We start from the raw sequence: 14,718 nt of genomic DNA, 5'->3' as shown, positions 1-14,718 counted from the left end.
GAGAAATACCATGTCGTACGCAGTAATTGTTACTGGTGGCAAGCAATACAAGGTCGCCCCAGGTGAATACCTGAAGATCGAGAAGCTGGAAATCGCTACTGGCGAATCCGTTACCTTTGATCGCGTTCTGTTGGTCGCCAATGGCGATGACGTGAACATCGGCGCTCCAGTTGTTGCAGGCGCTACCGTTGTGGCTGAAGTGATCTCCCAAGGTCGTCACGATAAAGTCCGCATCATCAAGTTCCGTCGTCGTAAGCACCACATGAAGCGTATGGGCCACCGCCAGTGGTACACCGAGATCAAAATCACCGGTATTCAGGCTTAATTTCAGCCTAATTCCTCACTAGGAGAATTGACTCATGGCACACAAAAAAGCTGGTGGTAGTACCCGTAACGGTCGCGACTCAGAAGCCAAACGCCTTGGCGTGAAGATGTATGGCGGCCAGGTTATCATTCCGGGCAACATCATCGTGCGTCAGCGCGGCACCCAATTCCACGCCGGTTACGGTGTTGGCATGGGTAAAGATCACACTCTGTTCGCTAAAATCGACGGCGTGATCAAGTTTGAAGTAAAAGGCGCTTTCAACCGCCGTTACGTGAGCATTGTCCCGAAGACTGAAGTCGTCGCGGCATAATTACGTAGTTGCTGGAAAAGCCCTGTCTCGCGACGGGGCTTTTTCGTTTGTGGGGTGAGTCTCTTGCAAAGCTGTTTGTGATGGGTGAAAGCAGTGGATTTGCGGTCGTTGCTTGAGGTCGCTGCGCTCATTTTTGCAAGAGTCTTATGTCTTGGTTTCTTAAGCTCGTCCATGCGACGAGAGGCGTTTTGTTATGAAGTTCGTTGATGAAGTTTCGATCCGAGTAAAAGCTGGCGACGGCGGTAACGGTTGCATGAGTTTCCGTCGGGAAAAATTCATCGAAAACGGTGGTCCCAACGGTGGTGATGGTGGCGATGGCGGCTCGGTCTACATGGTCGCCGACGAAAACCTCAACACCCTGGTGGATTACCGTTACACCCGGCACTTTGATGCCGAGCGTGGCTCCAACGGCGGCAGCACCGACTGCACCGGTAAAAAAGGCGAAGAGCTGGTCCTGCGGGTTCCGGTCGGCACTACCGTGATCGACTCCGCTACCCAGGAAATCATCGGCGACCTGACCAAAGCCGGTCAGCGCTTGCTGGTGGCTCATGGCGGCTGGCACGGTCTGGGTAACACCCGTTTCAAATCCAGTACCAACCGTGCGCCACGCCAGACCACGCCGGGCAAGCCGGGCGAGCAGCGTGACCTCAAGCTGGAAATGAAGGTGTTGGCTGACGTGGGTCTGCTGGGCCTGCCGAACGCTGGCAAAAGTACGTTCATCCGCTCGGTGTCTGCTGCCAAGCCGAAAGTTGCCGATTACCCGTTCACTACCCTGGTGCCAAACCTGGGTGTGGTCAGTGTCGATCGCTGGAAAAGCTTCGTGGTCGCAGACATCCCGGGCCTGATCGAAGGTGCTTCCGATGGCGCGGGCCTGGGGATTCGTTTCCTCAAGCACTTGTCCCGTACCCGTTTGCTGCTGCACCTCGTCGACATGGCGCCGCTGGATGACACCAGTGCGCCGGACGCTGCAGAAGTGATCGTCAGCGAGCTGACCAAGTTCAGCCCGTCTCTGGCTGAGCGCGATCGTTGGTTGGTACTGAACAAGTGCGACCAGATCCTCGAGGAAGAGCACGAAGAGCGCGTCAAGGAAATCGTCGATCGCCTGGAATGGACCGGTCCGGTCTACGTGATCTCGGCCATTGCCAAAGAAGGCACTGAGCGCCTGACTCGCGACATCATGCGCTACCTCGAAGACCGTGCCGATCGCCTGGCGGCCGACCCTGTCTACAAGGCAGAGCTGGCCGAGCTGGATCAGCGCATCGAAGACGAAGCCCGTGCCCAGTTGCAAGCGCTGGATGACCAGCGTGCGCTGCGTCGCAGTGGCGTCAAGTCGGTCCATGACATCGGTGACGACGATTGGGACGAAGAAGACGTGGATGATGAAGATGGCCCGGAAATCATTTACGTGCGCGACTGATTCGTTGCAGTAAACTTAAGCGCCGCTCAATCGAGCGGCGTTTTGGTATCTGGAAATCGGTAGTCACGAATAACGTTATGGGCGGCGCTGGGTCGCGCGGCCCTCTATCTAAGGTTGAAGATGATGCGGAGCAAGGTGACAGGTGCGCAGCGTTGGGTCGTTAAGATCGGTAGCGCGCTGCTGACGGCGGATGGCAAGGGGCTGGATCGTGCGGCCATGAGCGTCTGGGTGGACCAGATGGTGGCGTTGCATGAGGCTGGCGTCGAGTTGGTGCTGGTGTCGTCCGGGGCAGTTGCCGCGGGCATGAGCCGTCTCGGCTGGACCGCGCGACCCAGCGCGATGCACGAGCTGCAGGCCGCTGCCGCCATCGGTCAGATGGGCCTGGTGCAGGCCTGGGAGTCCAGCTTTGCCGAGCACGGTCGCCACACGGCGCAGATTCTGCTGACCCATGACGACTTGTCTGACCGCAAGCGCTACCTGAATGCCCGCAGCACCTTGCGCGCCCTGGTTGAACTCAAGGTGATCCCGGTGATCAACGAGAATGACACCGTGGTGACCGACGAAATTCGTTTCGGCGACAACGACACCCTGGCCGCCCTGGTAGCTAACCTGGTTGAGGCTGACTTGCTGGTGATCCTCACGGATCGCGATGGCATGTTCGACGCTGACCCGCGCAATAACCCGGATGCCCAGCTGATTTACGAAGCCCGTGCAGATGACCCGGCGCTGGATGCGGTGGCCGGCAGTGTCGGTGGTGCCCTGGGGCGTGGCGGTATGCAGACCAAGCTGCGTGCGGCGCGGCTGGCGGCGCGTTCCGGCGCGCATACCATCATCGTCGGTGGCCGGATTGAGCGTGTACTGGATCGCCTGAAGGCGGGTGAGCGCATCGGTACGCTACTGTCGCCCGAGCGCGGCATGCTGGCGGCGCGCAAGCAGTGGCTGGCGGGGCATCTTCAGACGCGCGGTACCCTGGTGCTGGATGCGGGTGCGGTGTCTGCGTTGTCTCAAGGCAACAAAAGCCTCCTGCCGGTGGGCGTAAAATTGGTCCAGGGCAGTTTCCGTCGTGGCGAGATGGTGGTGTGTGTGGCGCCGGACGGTCGCGAGATTGCTCGTGGCCTGGCCAATTACAGCGCCCTTGAGGCGCAGAAAATCATTGGGCAGTCGTCTGAAGCGATTGTCGGTCTGTTGGGTTACATGGCTGAGCCGGAGCTGGTTCACCGGGATAACCTGATTCTGGTTTAAGTAAAAAGGAAGTCTCGATGCGCGTAATGAAGGGATTGCTCGGTTTGCTGTTGGCGATGCCGCTGCTGGCGTCGGCCGAAGAGATTGGCCAGGTGTCGACGGTGTTCAAGTTCGTCGGTCCCAATGACCGGATCGTGGTCGAGGCTTTTGATGATCCGAAGGTGGATGGCGTGACCTGCTACCTGTCTCGCGCCAAGACTGGCGGGGTGAAGGGTGGCCTGGGCCTGGCGGAAGATCGTGCCGAGGCGTCGATTGCTTGTCGTCAGGTGGGCGCGATTCGCTTCAAGGGCGAGCTGAAGGATGGGGATGAGGTGTTCAAGGAACGCACGTCCCTGGTGTTCAAGACCATGCAGGTGGTGCGTTTCCTCGACAAGAAGCGCAATACCCTGGTGTATCTGGTCTACAGCGACCGCTTGATCGAAGGCAGCCCGCAGAATGCGGTGACGGCGATTCCGATCCTGCCGTGGCCGACGGCGCAGTAAATCTCTAGAAGAGCCGGCATGCCGGCTCTTTTTTTGGCTTGCCCAAATTACAGGCAATAAAAAACCGACCCTGGGGTCGGTTTTTTAACAAGCTTATCGCTTAGGCTGCAGCAGCAAGGTTCAGAGCCTTGATGTGGCCATTCAGACGACCTTTATGGCGAGCAGCTTTGTTCTTGTGGATGATGCCTTTATCGGCCATACGGTCGATAACTGGCACGGCCAGAACGTAAGCAGCTTGAGCTTTTTCAGCGTCTTTTGCGTCAATGGCTTTAACTACATTCTTGATGTAGGTACGAACCATGGAACGCAGGCTGGCGTTGTGGCTGCGACGCTTCTCAGCCTGTTTTGCACGTTTTTTGGCGGAAGGTGTGTTGGCCACCGTCGAGCTCCTCGAAAGACTTTTTAGGAAATAGCAAACAAAATAGGCCGCGAATCATGCCGATGAGTTGAAGTCTTGTCAAGGGCGTGTGATGCGAACTGCTGAGTGGTCGATCTTAAGAGGCGGGTGATTTATTTCCGGCGCTTGACCTGTAAACTCGCGAGCTTTGGCTCTGTGCTTGTTGCAGGCGCGGAGTATCGCATATGTGGGCCGTTTGTTCGCCTGCTCTTTATCTATAGGCAAAAACTCTTTCAATGAACCTGCTCAAATCGTTGGCCGCCGTCAGCTCTATCACCATGATTTCCCGGGTTCTGGGGTTTGTGCGTGACACGCTGCTGGCACGTATTTTTGGCGCCAGCATGGCCACGGATGCCTTCTTTATTGCCTTTAAACTGCCCAACCTGCTGCGGCGGATCTTCGCCGAAGGGGCTTTTTCCCAGGCCTTCGTGCCGATTCTGGCGGAATACAAGGCCCAGCAAGGCGAGGAGGCGACCCGCACCTTTATTGCTTATGTTTCGGGTTTGCTGACGCTGGTGCTGACGCTGGTGACGATCGCGGGCATGCTCGCCGCGCCCTGGGTGATCTGGGCCACGGCCCCCGGATTTGCCAATACGCCGGAAAAATTCGCCCTGACCACTGACCTGTTGCGGGTGACCTTTCCTTATATATTGCTGATTTCCCTGTCGTCCCTGGCCGGGGCGATCCTCAATACCTGGAACCGCTTCTCGGTGCCGGCGTTCGTGCCAACCCTGCTTAACGTCAGCATGATTGTTTTTGCGCTGTTCCTGACGCCGTACTTCGATCCGCCCGTGATGGCTCTGGGCTGGGCGGTCCTGGCCGGTGGCCTGGCACAACTGCTGTATCAGCTGCCGCACCTGAAGAAGATCGGCATGCTGGTGCTGCCGCGCCTGAACCTCAAGGACACCGGCGTCTGGCGGGTGATGCGCAATATGCTGCCGGCAATCCTCGGGGTTTCCGTCAGCCAGATCTCACTGATCATCAACACCGCCTTCGCCTCGTTGCTGGTCTCGGGCTCGGTGTCGTGGATGTACTACGCCGACCGTCTGATGGAGTTGCCGTCCGGTGTGCTGGGTGTGGCGCTCGGCACCATCCTGCTGCCAACGTTGTCCCGTACCTACGCCAGCAAGGACCGTCACGAGTATTCGCGGATCCTCGATTGGGGCCTGCGCTTGTGCTTCGTGCTGGTGCTGCCGTGCGCCGTGGCCTTGGGGTTGCTCGCCGAGCCGCTGACGGTTGCGCTGTTCCAGTACGGCCAGTTCACCGCGTTTGACGCCTCGATGACCCAGCGTGCGCTGATTGCCTACTCCGTCGGGCTGTTGGGCATCATCGTGATCAAAGTGCTGGCCCCTGGCTTTTATGCTCAACAAAACATCCGCACCCCGGTAAAAATCGCGATCTTCACCCTTGTCGTGACGCAACTGCTCAACCTGGCGTTCATTGGCCCGTTGAAACATGCCGGGCTGGCGCTGGCGATCAGTGTGGGTGCCTGCATCAATGCCGGGCTGCTGTTTTATCAGCTGCGCAAACAGAAAATGTTCCAGCCGCAGGCAGGCTGGGGCTCGTTTGCGCTCAAGCTGGTGGTGGCCGTGGGCGCGATGGCGGCGGTGCTGCTGGGCCTTATGCACTTCATGCCCGCCTGGGATCAGGGCCATATGCTGGAGCGCTTCATGCGCCTCGGTGTGTTGGTGGTGGCTGGCGTAGCGGTGTACTTCGGCATGTTGCTGCTGATGGGCTTCCGCTTGCGGGATTTCAATCGCAAGTCGCTGAGCTAGAGACTTTTCGTCGATAAAGCGGTTGTTTTATCGATTCGCACAAATGGCCTGCGCTGTTGCCTGTCGTCCGGGGCCGGGTGTGGTTATAATCGACCACTTTATGAGCAAGAAGCGCGTTATGCAGCTGGTTCGAGGTCTCCACAACCTGCGCCCCCAGCATCGGGGCTGCGTCGCCACTATTGGCAACTTTGACGGTGTTCACCGTGGCCACCAGGCTATCCTGGCCCGCCTGCGTGAGCGTGCGGTTGAGTTGGGCGTGCCCAGCTGTGTGGTGATTTTTGAACCACAGCCCCGCGAATTCTTTACCCCGGAAACGGCGCCGGCACGTCTGGCCCGCCTGCGGGACAAGCTGCAACTGCTGGCGGAAGAGGGCGTGGACCGTGTCCTCTGCCTGGCTTTCAACCAGCGCTTGCGCAGCCTCAGTGCCGCCGAGTTCGTCGACCGTATCCTGGTGGACGGCCTGGGCGTGCAGCACCTGGAGGTCGGCGACGACTTCCGTTTCGGTTGCGACCGGGTAGGGGATTTCGATTTCCTGCAGCAGGCCGGCGTCACCCAGGGTTTTACCGTCGAAGCCGCGCAAACCGTCGAACTGGACGGCCTGCGCGTGAGCAGTACCCAGGTGCGTAACGCCCTGGCCGCTGCCGACTTCGCCTTGGCCGAGCGTTTGCTCGGTCGCCCGTTCCGGATTGCCGGGCGGGTCCTGCACGGCCAGAAGCTGGCGCGCCAACTGGGCACGCCAACCGCCAACGTGCAACTCAAGCGCCGTCGTGTGCCGCTGACCGGGGTTTACCTGGTGAGTGTCGACATCGACGGCCAATCGTGGCCCGGAGTCGCCAACATAGGCGTCAGGCCCACGGTTGCAGGTGATGGCAAAGCCCACCTGGAAGTTCACCTTTTGGATTTTGCCGGTGATCTGTATGACCGGCGTTTGACGGTGGCTTTCCACCAAAAGCTGCGTGAAGAGCAGCGTTTCGCCTCCCTGGAGGCGTTGAAAACGGCGATCAATGCGGATGTCGCCGCCGCCCGTGCACTAGCCGCACCTAGCGCCCATCGCTAATGAAGAGCCTTAAATGACCGACTATAAAGCCACGCTAAACCTTCCGGACACCGCCTTCCCAATGAAGGCCGGCCTGCCACAGCGCGAACCGCAGATCCTGCAGCGCTGGGACAGTATTGGCCTGTACGGAAAGTTGCGCGAGATTGGCAAGGATCGTCCGAAATTCGTCCTGCACGACGGCCCTCCTTATGCCAACGGCACGATTCACATCGGTCATGCGCTGAACAAGATTCTCAAGGACATGATCGTCCGCTCGAAAACCCTTTCGGGTTTTGACGCGCCTTATGTTCCGGGTTGGGACTGCCACGGCCTGCCGATCGAACACAAAGTCGAAGTGACCTACGGCAAGAACCTGGGCGCGGATAAAACCCGCGAACTGTGCCGTGCCTACGCTACCGAGCAGATCGAAGGGCAGAAGTCCGAATTCATCCGTCTGGGTGTGTTGGGCGACTGGGCCAACCCGTACAAGACCATGGACTTCAAGAACGAGGCCGGTGAAATCCGTGCCTTGGCCGAAATCGTCAAGGGCGGTTTCGTGTTCAAGGGCCTCAAGCCCGTGAACTGGTGTTTCGACTGCGGCTCGGCCCTGGCCGAAGCAGAAGTGGAATACGAAGACAAAAAGTCCTCGACCATCGACGTGGCCTTCCCGATCGCCGACGAGGCCAAGCTGGCCGAAGCGTTCGGCCTGGCGAGCCTGGCAAAGCCTGCCTCCATCGTGATCTGGACCACCACCCCGTGGACCATCCCGGCCAACCAGGCGCTGAACGTGCACCCGGAATTCACCTACGCCCTGGTAGACGTCGGTGACAAGCTGCTGGTGCTGGCTGAAGAGCTGGTTGAGTCGTGCCTGACCCGCTACAACCTGCAGGGCTCGGTGATCGCGACCACTACCGGCTCCGCGCTGGAGCTGATCAACTTCCGTCACCCGTTCTACGACCGTCTGTCGCCAATCTACCTGGCCGAGTATGTTGAACTGGGCGCCGGCACCGGTGTGGTTCACTGCTCGCCTGCCTATGGCGTAGACGACTTCGTGATCTGCAAGCAGTACGGACTGGTCAACGACGACATCATCAATCCAGTGCAAAGCAACGGCGTGTATGCGCCGTCCCTGGAATTCTTCGGTGGCCAGTTCATCTTCAAGGCGAACCCTGCGATCGTCGACAAGCTGGCTGAAGTCGGTGCGCTGCTGCACACCGAAACCATCACCCACAGCTACATGCACTGCTGGCGCCACAAGACCCCTCTGATCTACCGCGCCACCGCGCAGTGGTTTATCGGCATGGACAAAGAGCCGACCAGCGGCGAAACCCTGCGCAAGCGTGCGATCAAGGCGATCGAAGACACCAAGTTCGTCCCGGCCTGGGGTCAGGCGCGCCTGCACTCGATGATCGCCAACCGTCCGGACTGGTGCATCTCCCGCCAGCGCAACTGGGGCGTGCCGATCCCGTTCTTCCTGAACAAGGAAAGCGGCGAGCTGCACCCACGTACCGTCGAGCTGATGGAAGTGGTTGCCCAGCGCGTTGAGCAAGAGGGTATCGAAGCCTGGTTCAAGCTGGATGCCGCCGAGCTGTTGGGCGACGAAGCGCCGCTGTACGACAAGATCAGCGACACCCTCGACGTGTGGTTCGACTCGGGTACCACCCACTGGCACGTATTGCGTGGCTCGCACCCTATGGGTCACGAGACCGGCCCGCGCGCCGATCTGTACCTGGAAGGCTCCGACCAACACCGTGGCTGGTTCCACTCCTCGTTGCTGACCGGTTGTGCGATCGACGATCACGCCCCGTACCGCGAGTTGCTGACCCATGGTTTTACCGTCGACGAGAACGGTCGCAAGATGTCCAAGTCTTTGGGCAACGTGATCGCGCCGCAAAAGGTCAACGACACCCTGGGCGCCGACATCATGCGCCTGTGGGTGGCCTCTACCGATTATTCGGGCGAGATGGCCGTGTCCGAGCAGATCCTGCAGCGCAGCGCCGATGCCTACCGCCGGATCCGTAACACCGCACGCTTCATGTTGTCGAACCTGACCGGTTTCAACCCGGCCACCGACATCCTGCCGGCCGAGGACATGCTCGCCCTGGACCGTTGGGCCGTGGACCGTACCCTGTTGCTGCAGCGCGAGTTGCAAGAGCACTACGGCGAATACCGCTTCTGGAACGTCTACTCGAAGATCCACAATTTCTGCGTGCAGGAGTTGGGTGGTTTCTACCTCGACATCATCAAGGACCGCCAGTACACCACCGGTGCCAACAGCAAGGCCCGCCGTTCGGCGCAGACCGCGCTGTACCATATCTCTGAAGCGCTGGTGCGCTGGATCGCGCCGATCCTGGCCTTCACCGCCGACGAGCTGTGGGAATACCTGCCGGGCGAGCGTAACGAGTCCGTGATGCTCAACACCTGGTACGAAGGCCTGACCGAACTGCCGGCCGACTTCGAGCTGGGCCGCGAGTACTGGGAAGGCGTGATGGCGGTCAAGGTTGCGGTGAACAAGGAGCTGGAAGTGCAGCGCGCGGCGAAGGCCGTTGGCGGCAACTTGCAGGCCGAAGTCACGCTGTTTGCCGAGGAAGGCCTGACCGCCGACCTGGCCAAGCTGAGCAACGAACTGCGCTTTGTCTTGATCACGTCCACCGCCAGCCTGGCGCCGTTTGCTCAAGCCCCTGCGGATGCCGTTGCGACTGAAGTCCCGGGCCTCAAGCTCAAAGTGGTCAAGTCGTCCTTCGCCAAGTGCGCCCGTTGCTGGCACTGCCGTGAAGATGTCGGTGTGAACCCGGAGCACCCGGAAATCTGCGGTCGCTGCGTCGACAACATCTCTGGTGCTGGCGAGGTTCGTCACTATGCCTAAAGCCAGTCGTTTTGGACGCCTGGGCTTGCTCGTACTGAGCGTGCTGGTGCTGGTCATTGACCAGCTCAGCAAGGCTCATTTCGAAGGCGCCTTGCAGATGTACCAGCAGATCGTGGTGATTCCCGACTACTTCAGCTGGACCCTGGCCTACAACACCGGCGCTGCGTTCAGCTTCCTGGCTGACAGCTCCGGCTGGCAGCGCTGGCTGTTTGCCTTGATCGCCGTGGTGGTCAGTGCGGTGCTGGTGGTCTGGCTCAAGCGCCTGGGGCGCGATGACACCTGGCTTGCCGTCGCGTTGGCGCTGGTGCTGGGTGGCGCATTGGGCAACCTGTACGACCGCATCGCCCTGGGCCATGTGATCGACTTCATTCTGGTGCATTGGCAGAACCGCTGGTACTTCCCGGCGTTCAACTTTGCTGACAGCGCCATCACCGTCGGTGCAATCATGCTGGCGTTGGATATGTTCAAAAGTAAGAAAACCGGAGAGACCGTTCATGACTGAACAGGTATTGGCTGAGCAACGCATCGGCCAGAACACGGAAGTCACCTTGCATTTCGCATTGCGCCTGGAGAATGGCGACACGGTCGACAGCACGTTCGACAAGGCCCCGGCGACCTTCAAGGTCGGTGACGGCAACCTGCTGCCGGGCTTCGAAGCGGCCCTGTTCGGTTTCAAGGCCGGCGACAAGCGCAACCTGCAGATCCTGCCGGAAAACGCCTTTGGCCAGCCCAACCCGCAAAACGTGCAGATCATCCCGCGTTCGCAGTTCCAGGACATGGAGCTGTCGGAAGGCTTGCTGGTGATCTTCAATGATGCGGCGAATACCGAGCTGCCAGGTGTGGTGAAAGCCTTTGATGACGCGCAAGTGACCATCGACTTCAACCACCCGTTGGCCGGGAAAACCTTGACCTTTGATGTTGAAATCATCGACGTTAAAGCGCTCTGACTGACGAAGCCGGCGCTGGTAAACGGCGCCGCAATGTTCCAATTTCTTGCGTTGCAAGACACGAGGCACAGCATGCAAATCAAACTCGCCAACCCCCGTGGCTTCTGCGCCGGCGTGGACCGGGCGATTGAAATCGTCAACCGCGCCCTGGAAGTCTTCGGGCCGCCGATTTATGTGCGTCATGAAGTCGTCCACAACAAATTCGTGGTCGAAGACCTGCGCAGTCGCGGCGCCATCTTCGTTGAAGAACTGGACCAGGTGCCGGACGACGTTATCGTCATCTTCAGCGCCCACGGTGTTTCCCAGGCGGTGCGTACTGAAGCTGCAGGCCGTGGCCTGAAAGTGTTCGACGCTACCTGCCCGCTGGTGACCAAGGTGCACATCGAAGTTGCGCGCTACAGCCGTGATGGTCGTGAATGCATCCTGATCGGCCACGCCGGTCACCCGGAAGTCGAAGGCACCATGGGCCAGTACGACGCCAGCAATGGCGGCGCGATCTACCTGGTAGAGGATGAAAAAGACGTCGCCGCCTTGCAGGTGCACAACCCTGAAAAGCTGGCCTTCGTCACCCAGACCACCTTGTCCATGGATGACACAAGCCGCGTCATCGATGCCTTGCGCTCGCGTTTCCCGGCCATCGGCGGGCCACGCAAGGATGACATCTGCTACGCCACGCAAAACCGCCAGGATGCGGTCAAGCAATTGGCTGACGAATGCGACGTAGTATTGGTGGTGGGCAGTCCGAACAGTTCCAACTCCAATCGCTTGCGTGAACTGGCTGAGCGTATGGCCACTCCGGCCTACCTGATTGATGGTGCCGAAGACATGCAGCGCAGCTGGTTCGACGGTGTCGAGCGCATTGGTATCACTGCGGGTGCCTCGGCCCCGGAAGTGCTGGTGCGTGGCGTGATTCAACAATTGCAGGCCTGGGGCGCAACCGGTGCCGATGAGCTGGCTGGTCGTGAAGAGAGCATCACTTTCTCCATGCCCAAGGAGCTGCGGGTTCGTTCGCTGCTCTGAGTCCCAGGGTGCCGGCATAGCCTCGGCACAACGCCTGCTCGGTCTTGTTACTGCGCAGGCTGATGCGCCCGCTGGCTGCCAGCACTATCTGATACAGGCTCAATTGCTGGTCCGTGGCACACACGTGAACCGTGCCAGCACTGAACGCCCCTGCTGACAGCAGCGGTTCACCCAGGCCGCTGAAGCGTATCTGGGTTCTCACCGGGGTATTCCCCACAATCGGTATCTGCCCACTGTCCTGGCGCTCCAGCAGCACCGGGTTGTCGTCGTCCAGATGGCCGCGACCGTTCAGGTCCAGTATCACCCTCCATCCCCGGCTCCAGTCATCGTCCAATGCATGGATGACCACCGTGCGATTGCGTGCGATGGCTTCCGTGCGCGCATAACGCACCCCGCTGGCGAGGGATTCGGCGGCGCCCTGGCGTCGTTGCGACTCAAGCAGCCCCTTGAGGCTCGGCACTGCCAGATTGGCCAGGATGCCGCTCAGGAACAGGCCCAGTATCAGCTCGATCAGCGAGAAACCTCGTTGTTTCATGTGCCGTCCCTCCGTGGACGCGGTGTGCTTTTCAGTCGGTGCCGGATGGCAGACATAGTTATAGCCTCCGGGTCGGGGCGTCGAATGGTGGCCATGTAGTCCAAAGTATTTCGCTTTGTTCCGGGGTGCAGCGCTTGGACAAGACCGGCGCTAGTCTTGCGTCGCACTGCGGATTTCCCGCTGCTTTTTTGACGACCTTCGACATGGATGGCGACGGTAATGAATACGTGCCCTGCAATATTTCACCCTCGACCGACCCAAGTCGGGATGACCCTGATCGAGGTTTTGGTGTCTGTACTGATCCTGGCCATTGGCCTGCTGGGGGCGGCGGTGATTCAGCTCAATTCGTTGAAATACACCGACAGTTCCAGGATGACCAGTCAGGCCAGTTTCATTGCGTACGACATGCTTGACCGGATCCGTGCCAACTCCGGCGCCGATTATTCGTGGGCACAGAGCGAGCGCGCGCCTGCGAGTACTTCGGTCGCGAGTGTCCGTGATCTGGATCTGCACGATTTCGAAGCGAACATCGCAGGATTTGCCGGGGAGAGCGCCAAGGGTTCGGTGGTGGTCAATCAGCGCGAGGTGACGATCAGTATCAGTTGGGACGACTCCCGTGGCGCGAAGGCTCAAGGGGCCCGGGAAACATTTACCCTGACCAGTCGGGTTGCCGTCGACCCGAGGGCGCGGCCATGAGAGGCCCTGATCGCGGTTTCAGCCTGGTGGAGATGCTGCTGGCATTCGCCCTCGGCCTGGTGCTGATCCTGGGGGTGACGCAGATTGCGCTCAGCTCCCGAATCACTCATGCCAGTCAGCGTGCAGCTTCGCTGCTGCAGGATGATGCACGGTTCGTCCTCGGCAAGCTGATTCAGGAGATACGCCAGGCGGGCATGTTCGGTTGCCTGTCCACGGCCTCGATCAGCAACGTGCCTGCAGGTTTCGATCGGCCCATCGGATGGAGTACCACCGGCAGCTCCCGGTCTCTGACGCTGGTGACCGCTGACGTCGGAGAGGGCGGCAGCAAGCCCGATTGGACAGTGCTCTCCGACTGTACCGCTTTTGCCCAAGCCTATGCGGGGAGCGCGCCGGCACCCGCGCCTGGGCAGATCCGCTTTCCACTGCGCAGGCTGACGTACACCTTCGAGGGCGGGCAATTGAAGTTCAGCACGCTGGCGGCCCCGAGCAAGGCGGTGCTTGTGGATAACGTGAGGGCGTTCGATATCAGTTTCGGGGTGGCCGGGAAGGCGGGCTCAGCGGTTGTCACCCGATATGACCCCAACCCCGGCGATGAGTCGCTGATACGTAGCGTGCGGATTTTACTGACCCTTCAGGATCCGGCGGGGTTGGTGAAAGACCAGACCTATAGCGTTGTAGCAGCGCTGCGTAATCGTCTGGAGTAGCGGGCTCATGGTTTATGACTTCTCCCGTTCAAGGCAGGCAGGCATGGTGTTGCTGATCAGCCTGGTCTTTCTGCTGCTGTTGGCGCTGCTGGGGTTGTCTTCGATGGAGGGGGCAATCTCGCAAGAAAAAATGACCGGCGGTGTTCGCCAGCGCAACCAGTCGTTTCAACTGGCCGAAAGCGGCCTCAGGCTTGGCGAGTCTGTGGTGCAGGCGCCCGGGTTTGCCCTGCACCCTTGTCGCTCGATTGCCGCGTGCGCGCCACCTGCCGAGTCGGTTTCGGTCGCGGGGCCCGGTACGAACCCCGTGTCGACGGTCACTTGGATCGGGATGAAGGATGGCATCTACGGTATTCAAAACCTGGGGCCGGGGACGGGCTTGGCCCATCTCCCGGCAGACATTCAGGCCACTCTCTATCGCGTGACGTCGGTGGGTGTCAGTGGTCACTCGCGATCGGTCCTGGAATCTGTGTATGCGCGCGTCGGCAGCGGCCCCGATGAGCGTTTTCGAAGAATCATGTGGCGGCAACTTCAATAGGTGAACAGCATGATGAGCAAGGATTGCACAGGCTTCACCCTGATCGAATTATTGATCGCCGTGGCGATCATCGGCCTCCTGGCCGGGGTTGCCTATCCCGGGTATGCCAGCCATATGAAAAAGGTCTATCGTGCGGAAATTGCCGGGTTGCTGACTGAACAGGCCCAGCTCCTTGAGCGCTATTACGCGAGGAACGGCACTTTTATTGATGCGACCGGCGTCATCGCCGGCAACGATCGCTATAGAATCACCCCTGCATTGAACCCTCAGGATTTCGTTCTGCTTGCCACGCCGGCGATTGACTCGGTGATGGCGGGTGATCCCTGTGCCGCCTTCAGCCTGAGCAGTACCGGTGCGCGAAGCAATCCGGGAGCCGCGCCTGATATGAGCCGCAAGGCGTGCTGGGGGCAATGATGAGGAAGCTGGACGAT

General features: G+C 59.9%; 17 protein-coding genes. 15 read left to right on the top strand and 2 right to left on the bottom strand.

Annotation, left to right across the window (positions count from 1 at the left end):
- Positions 1-10 precede the first annotated feature (10 nt).
- The 5 genes from rplU (at position 11) to P3C29_RS11940 (ending at position 3,776) form a co-directional block, all read left to right on the top strand.
- Complete coding sequence (gene rplU, locus P3C29_RS11960) at positions 11-325, top strand: 50S ribosomal protein L21 (RefSeq protein ID WP_003176051.1); 315 nt, start codon at positions 11-13, stop codon at positions 323-325.
- Between the two features lie 34 nt (positions 326-359).
- The gene (gene rpmA / locus P3C29_RS11955; protein WP_003215862.1) at positions 360-635 is read left to right on the top strand and encodes a 50S ribosomal protein L27; all 276 of its coding nucleotides are present in this window, start codon (positions 360-362) and stop codon (positions 633-635) included.
- A 193-nt stretch (positions 636-828) separates the two neighbouring features.
- Complete coding sequence (gene cgtA / locus P3C29_RS11950) at positions 829-2,052, top strand: Obg family GTPase CgtA (RefSeq protein ID WP_010174956.1); 1,224 nt, start codon at positions 829-831, stop codon at positions 2,050-2,052.
- 123 nt (positions 2,053-2,175) lie between these two features.
- Positions 2,176-3,294 (top strand): glutamate 5-kinase, encoded by a 1,119-nt coding sequence (gene proB / locus P3C29_RS11945; RefSeq protein WP_010174957.1) that lies wholly within the window; start codon positions 2,176-2,178, stop codon positions 3,292-3,294.
- 17 nt (positions 3,295-3,311) lie between these two features.
- Positions 3,312-3,776: a CreA family protein gene (locus P3C29_RS11940; RefSeq protein WP_008432835.1), complete on the top strand. Its 465-nt coding sequence runs from the start codon at positions 3,312-3,314 to the stop codon at positions 3,774-3,776.
- A gap of 100 nt (positions 3,777-3,876) precedes the next feature.
- Here P3C29_RS11940 and rpsT read toward each other — a convergent pair whose 3' ends face one another.
- Complete coding sequence (gene rpsT / locus P3C29_RS11935; RefSeq protein WP_003215870.1) at positions 3,877-4,155, bottom strand: 30S ribosomal protein S20; 279 nt, start codon at positions 4,153-4,155, stop codon at positions 3,877-3,879.
- A gap of 254 nt (positions 4,156-4,409) precedes the next feature.
- Between rpsT and murJ the strand changes: the two genes are divergently transcribed.
- The 6 genes from murJ (at position 4,410) to ispH (ending at position 11,817) form a co-directional block, all read left to right on the top strand.
- Positions 4,410-5,948, top strand: a complete 1,539-nt coding sequence (murJ, locus tag P3C29_RS11930; protein WP_201125405.1) for a murein biosynthesis integral membrane protein MurJ — start codon at positions 4,410-4,412, stop codon at positions 5,946-5,948.
- 118 nt (positions 5,949-6,066) lie between these two features.
- Positions 6,067-7,005: a bifunctional riboflavin kinase/FAD synthetase gene (gene ribF / locus P3C29_RS11925; RefSeq protein ID WP_076014011.1), complete on the top strand. Its 939-nt coding sequence runs from the start codon at positions 6,067-6,069 to the stop codon at positions 7,003-7,005.
- A 13-nt stretch (positions 7,006-7,018) separates the two neighbouring features.
- Positions 7,019-9,850, top strand: coding sequence for an isoleucine--tRNA ligase (gene ileS, locus P3C29_RS11920; RefSeq protein WP_010174961.1), 2,832 nt, complete (start codon positions 7,019-7,021; stop codon positions 9,848-9,850).
- The gene (gene lspA / locus P3C29_RS11915) at positions 9,843-10,352 is read left to right on the top strand and encodes a signal peptidase II (protein WP_010174962.1); all 510 of its coding nucleotides are present in this window, start codon (positions 9,843-9,845) and stop codon (positions 10,350-10,352) included. The genes ileS and lspA overlap by 8 nt, the downstream gene beginning before the upstream one ends.
- Positions 10,353-10,359: 7 nt before the next feature.
- Positions 10,360-10,797: an FKBP-type peptidyl-prolyl cis-trans isomerase gene (gene fkpB, locus P3C29_RS11910; RefSeq protein ID WP_003215879.1), complete on the top strand. Its 438-nt coding sequence runs from the start codon at positions 10,360-10,362 to the stop codon at positions 10,795-10,797.
- Positions 10,798-10,869: 72 nt separating this feature from the next.
- Positions 10,870-11,817, top strand: coding sequence for a 4-hydroxy-3-methylbut-2-enyl diphosphate reductase (ispH, locus tag P3C29_RS11905; RefSeq protein ID WP_275964593.1), 948 nt, complete (start codon positions 10,870-10,872; stop codon positions 11,815-11,817).
- Here ispH and P3C29_RS11900 read toward each other — a convergent pair.
- Positions 11,771-12,352: a GspH/FimT family pseudopilin gene (locus P3C29_RS11900; RefSeq protein ID WP_169386339.1), complete on the bottom strand. Its 582-nt coding sequence runs from the start codon at positions 12,350-12,352 to the stop codon at positions 11,771-11,773. The genes ispH and P3C29_RS11900 overlap by 47 nt on opposite strands.
- A 219-nt stretch (positions 12,353-12,571) precedes the next feature.
- Between P3C29_RS11900 and pilV the strand changes: the two genes are divergently transcribed.
- The 4 genes from pilV to P3C29_RS11880 are packed head-to-tail and all read left to right on the top strand — an operon-like array spanning position 12,572 to position 14,701.
- Positions 12,572-13,048, top strand: coding sequence for a type IV pilus modification protein PilV (gene pilV, locus P3C29_RS11895; RefSeq protein WP_275964592.1), 477 nt, complete (start codon positions 12,572-12,574; stop codon positions 13,046-13,048).
- Positions 13,045-13,752: a prepilin-type N-terminal cleavage/methylation domain-containing protein gene (locus P3C29_RS11890; protein WP_201125402.1), complete on the top strand. Its 708-nt coding sequence runs from the start codon at positions 13,045-13,047 to the stop codon at positions 13,750-13,752. The genes pilV and P3C29_RS11890 overlap by 4 nt, the downstream gene beginning before the upstream one ends.
- Positions 13,753-13,759: 7 nt before the next feature.
- Positions 13,760-14,287, top strand: coding sequence for a PilX N-terminal domain-containing pilus assembly protein (locus P3C29_RS11885; RefSeq protein ID WP_010174970.1), 528 nt, complete (start codon positions 13,760-13,762; stop codon positions 14,285-14,287).
- Between the two features lie 12 nt (positions 14,288-14,299).
- Positions 14,300-14,701: a type IV pilin protein gene (locus P3C29_RS11880; protein ID WP_201126239.1), complete on the top strand. Its 402-nt coding sequence runs from the start codon at positions 14,300-14,302 to the stop codon at positions 14,699-14,701.
- The last annotated feature ends 17 nt before the right edge of the window (positions 14,702-14,718 follow it).

The sequence above is a fragment of the Pseudomonas sp. 1912-s genome, from assembly GCF_029269205.1.
In the GTDB taxonomy this organism is placed as follows: Bacteria; Pseudomonadota; Gammaproteobacteria; order Pseudomonadales; family Pseudomonadaceae; genus Aquipseudomonas.
The sequence above is the reverse complement of the archived record's forward strand: the minus strand, read 5'-3'. Positions and strand labels throughout refer to the sequence as shown.

What these genes read in the sequence shown, in the direction of transcription:
- lspA (WP_010174962.1), top strand. Translation starts at nt 9,843, where the DNA reads ATGCCTAAAGCCAGTCGTTTTGGACGCCTGGGCTTGCTCGTACTGAGC.
- ileS (WP_010174961.1), top strand. Translation starts at nt 7,019, where the DNA reads ATGACCGACTATAAAGCCACGCTAAACCTTCCGGACACCGCCTTCCCA.
- rpmA (WP_003215862.1), top strand. Translation starts at nt 360, where the DNA reads ATGGCACACAAAAAAGCTGGTGGTAGTACCCGTAACGGTCGCGACTCA.
- P3C29_RS11885 (WP_010174970.1), top strand. Translation starts at nt 13,760, where the DNA reads ATGGTTTATGACTTCTCCCGTTCAAGGCAGGCAGGCATGGTGTTGCTG.
- pilV (WP_275964592.1), top strand. Translation starts at nt 12,572, where the DNA reads ATGAATACGTGCCCTGCAATATTTCACCCTCGACCGACCCAAGTCGGG.
- murJ (WP_201125405.1), top strand. Translation starts at nt 4,410, where the DNA reads ATGAACCTGCTCAAATCGTTGGCCGCCGTCAGCTCTATCACCATGATT.
- rplU (WP_003176051.1), top strand. Translation starts at nt 11, where the DNA reads ATGTCGTACGCAGTAATTGTTACTGGTGGCAAGCAATACAAGGTCGCC.
- ribF (WP_076014011.1), top strand. Translation starts at nt 6,067, where the DNA reads ATGCAGCTGGTTCGAGGTCTCCACAACCTGCGCCCCCAGCATCGGGGC.
- cgtA (WP_010174956.1), top strand. Translation starts at nt 829, where the DNA reads ATGAAGTTCGTTGATGAAGTTTCGATCCGAGTAAAAGCTGGCGACGGC.
- P3C29_RS11900 (WP_169386339.1), bottom strand. Translation starts at nt 12,352, where the DNA reads ATGAAACAACGAGGTTTCTCGCTGATCGAGCTGATACTGGGCCTGTTC.
- ispH (WP_275964593.1), top strand. Translation starts at nt 10,870, where the DNA reads ATGCAAATCAAACTCGCCAACCCCCGTGGCTTCTGCGCCGGCGTGGAC.
- P3C29_RS11890 (WP_201125402.1), top strand. Translation starts at nt 13,045, where the DNA reads ATGAGAGGCCCTGATCGCGGTTTCAGCCTGGTGGAGATGCTGCTGGCA.
- P3C29_RS11880 (WP_201126239.1), top strand. Translation starts at nt 14,300, where the DNA reads ATGAGCAAGGATTGCACAGGCTTCACCCTGATCGAATTATTGATCGCC.
- P3C29_RS11940 (WP_008432835.1), top strand. Translation starts at nt 3,312, where the DNA reads ATGCGCGTAATGAAGGGATTGCTCGGTTTGCTGTTGGCGATGCCGCTG.
- proB (WP_010174957.1), top strand. Translation starts at nt 2,176, where the DNA reads ATGCGGAGCAAGGTGACAGGTGCGCAGCGTTGGGTCGTTAAGATCGGT.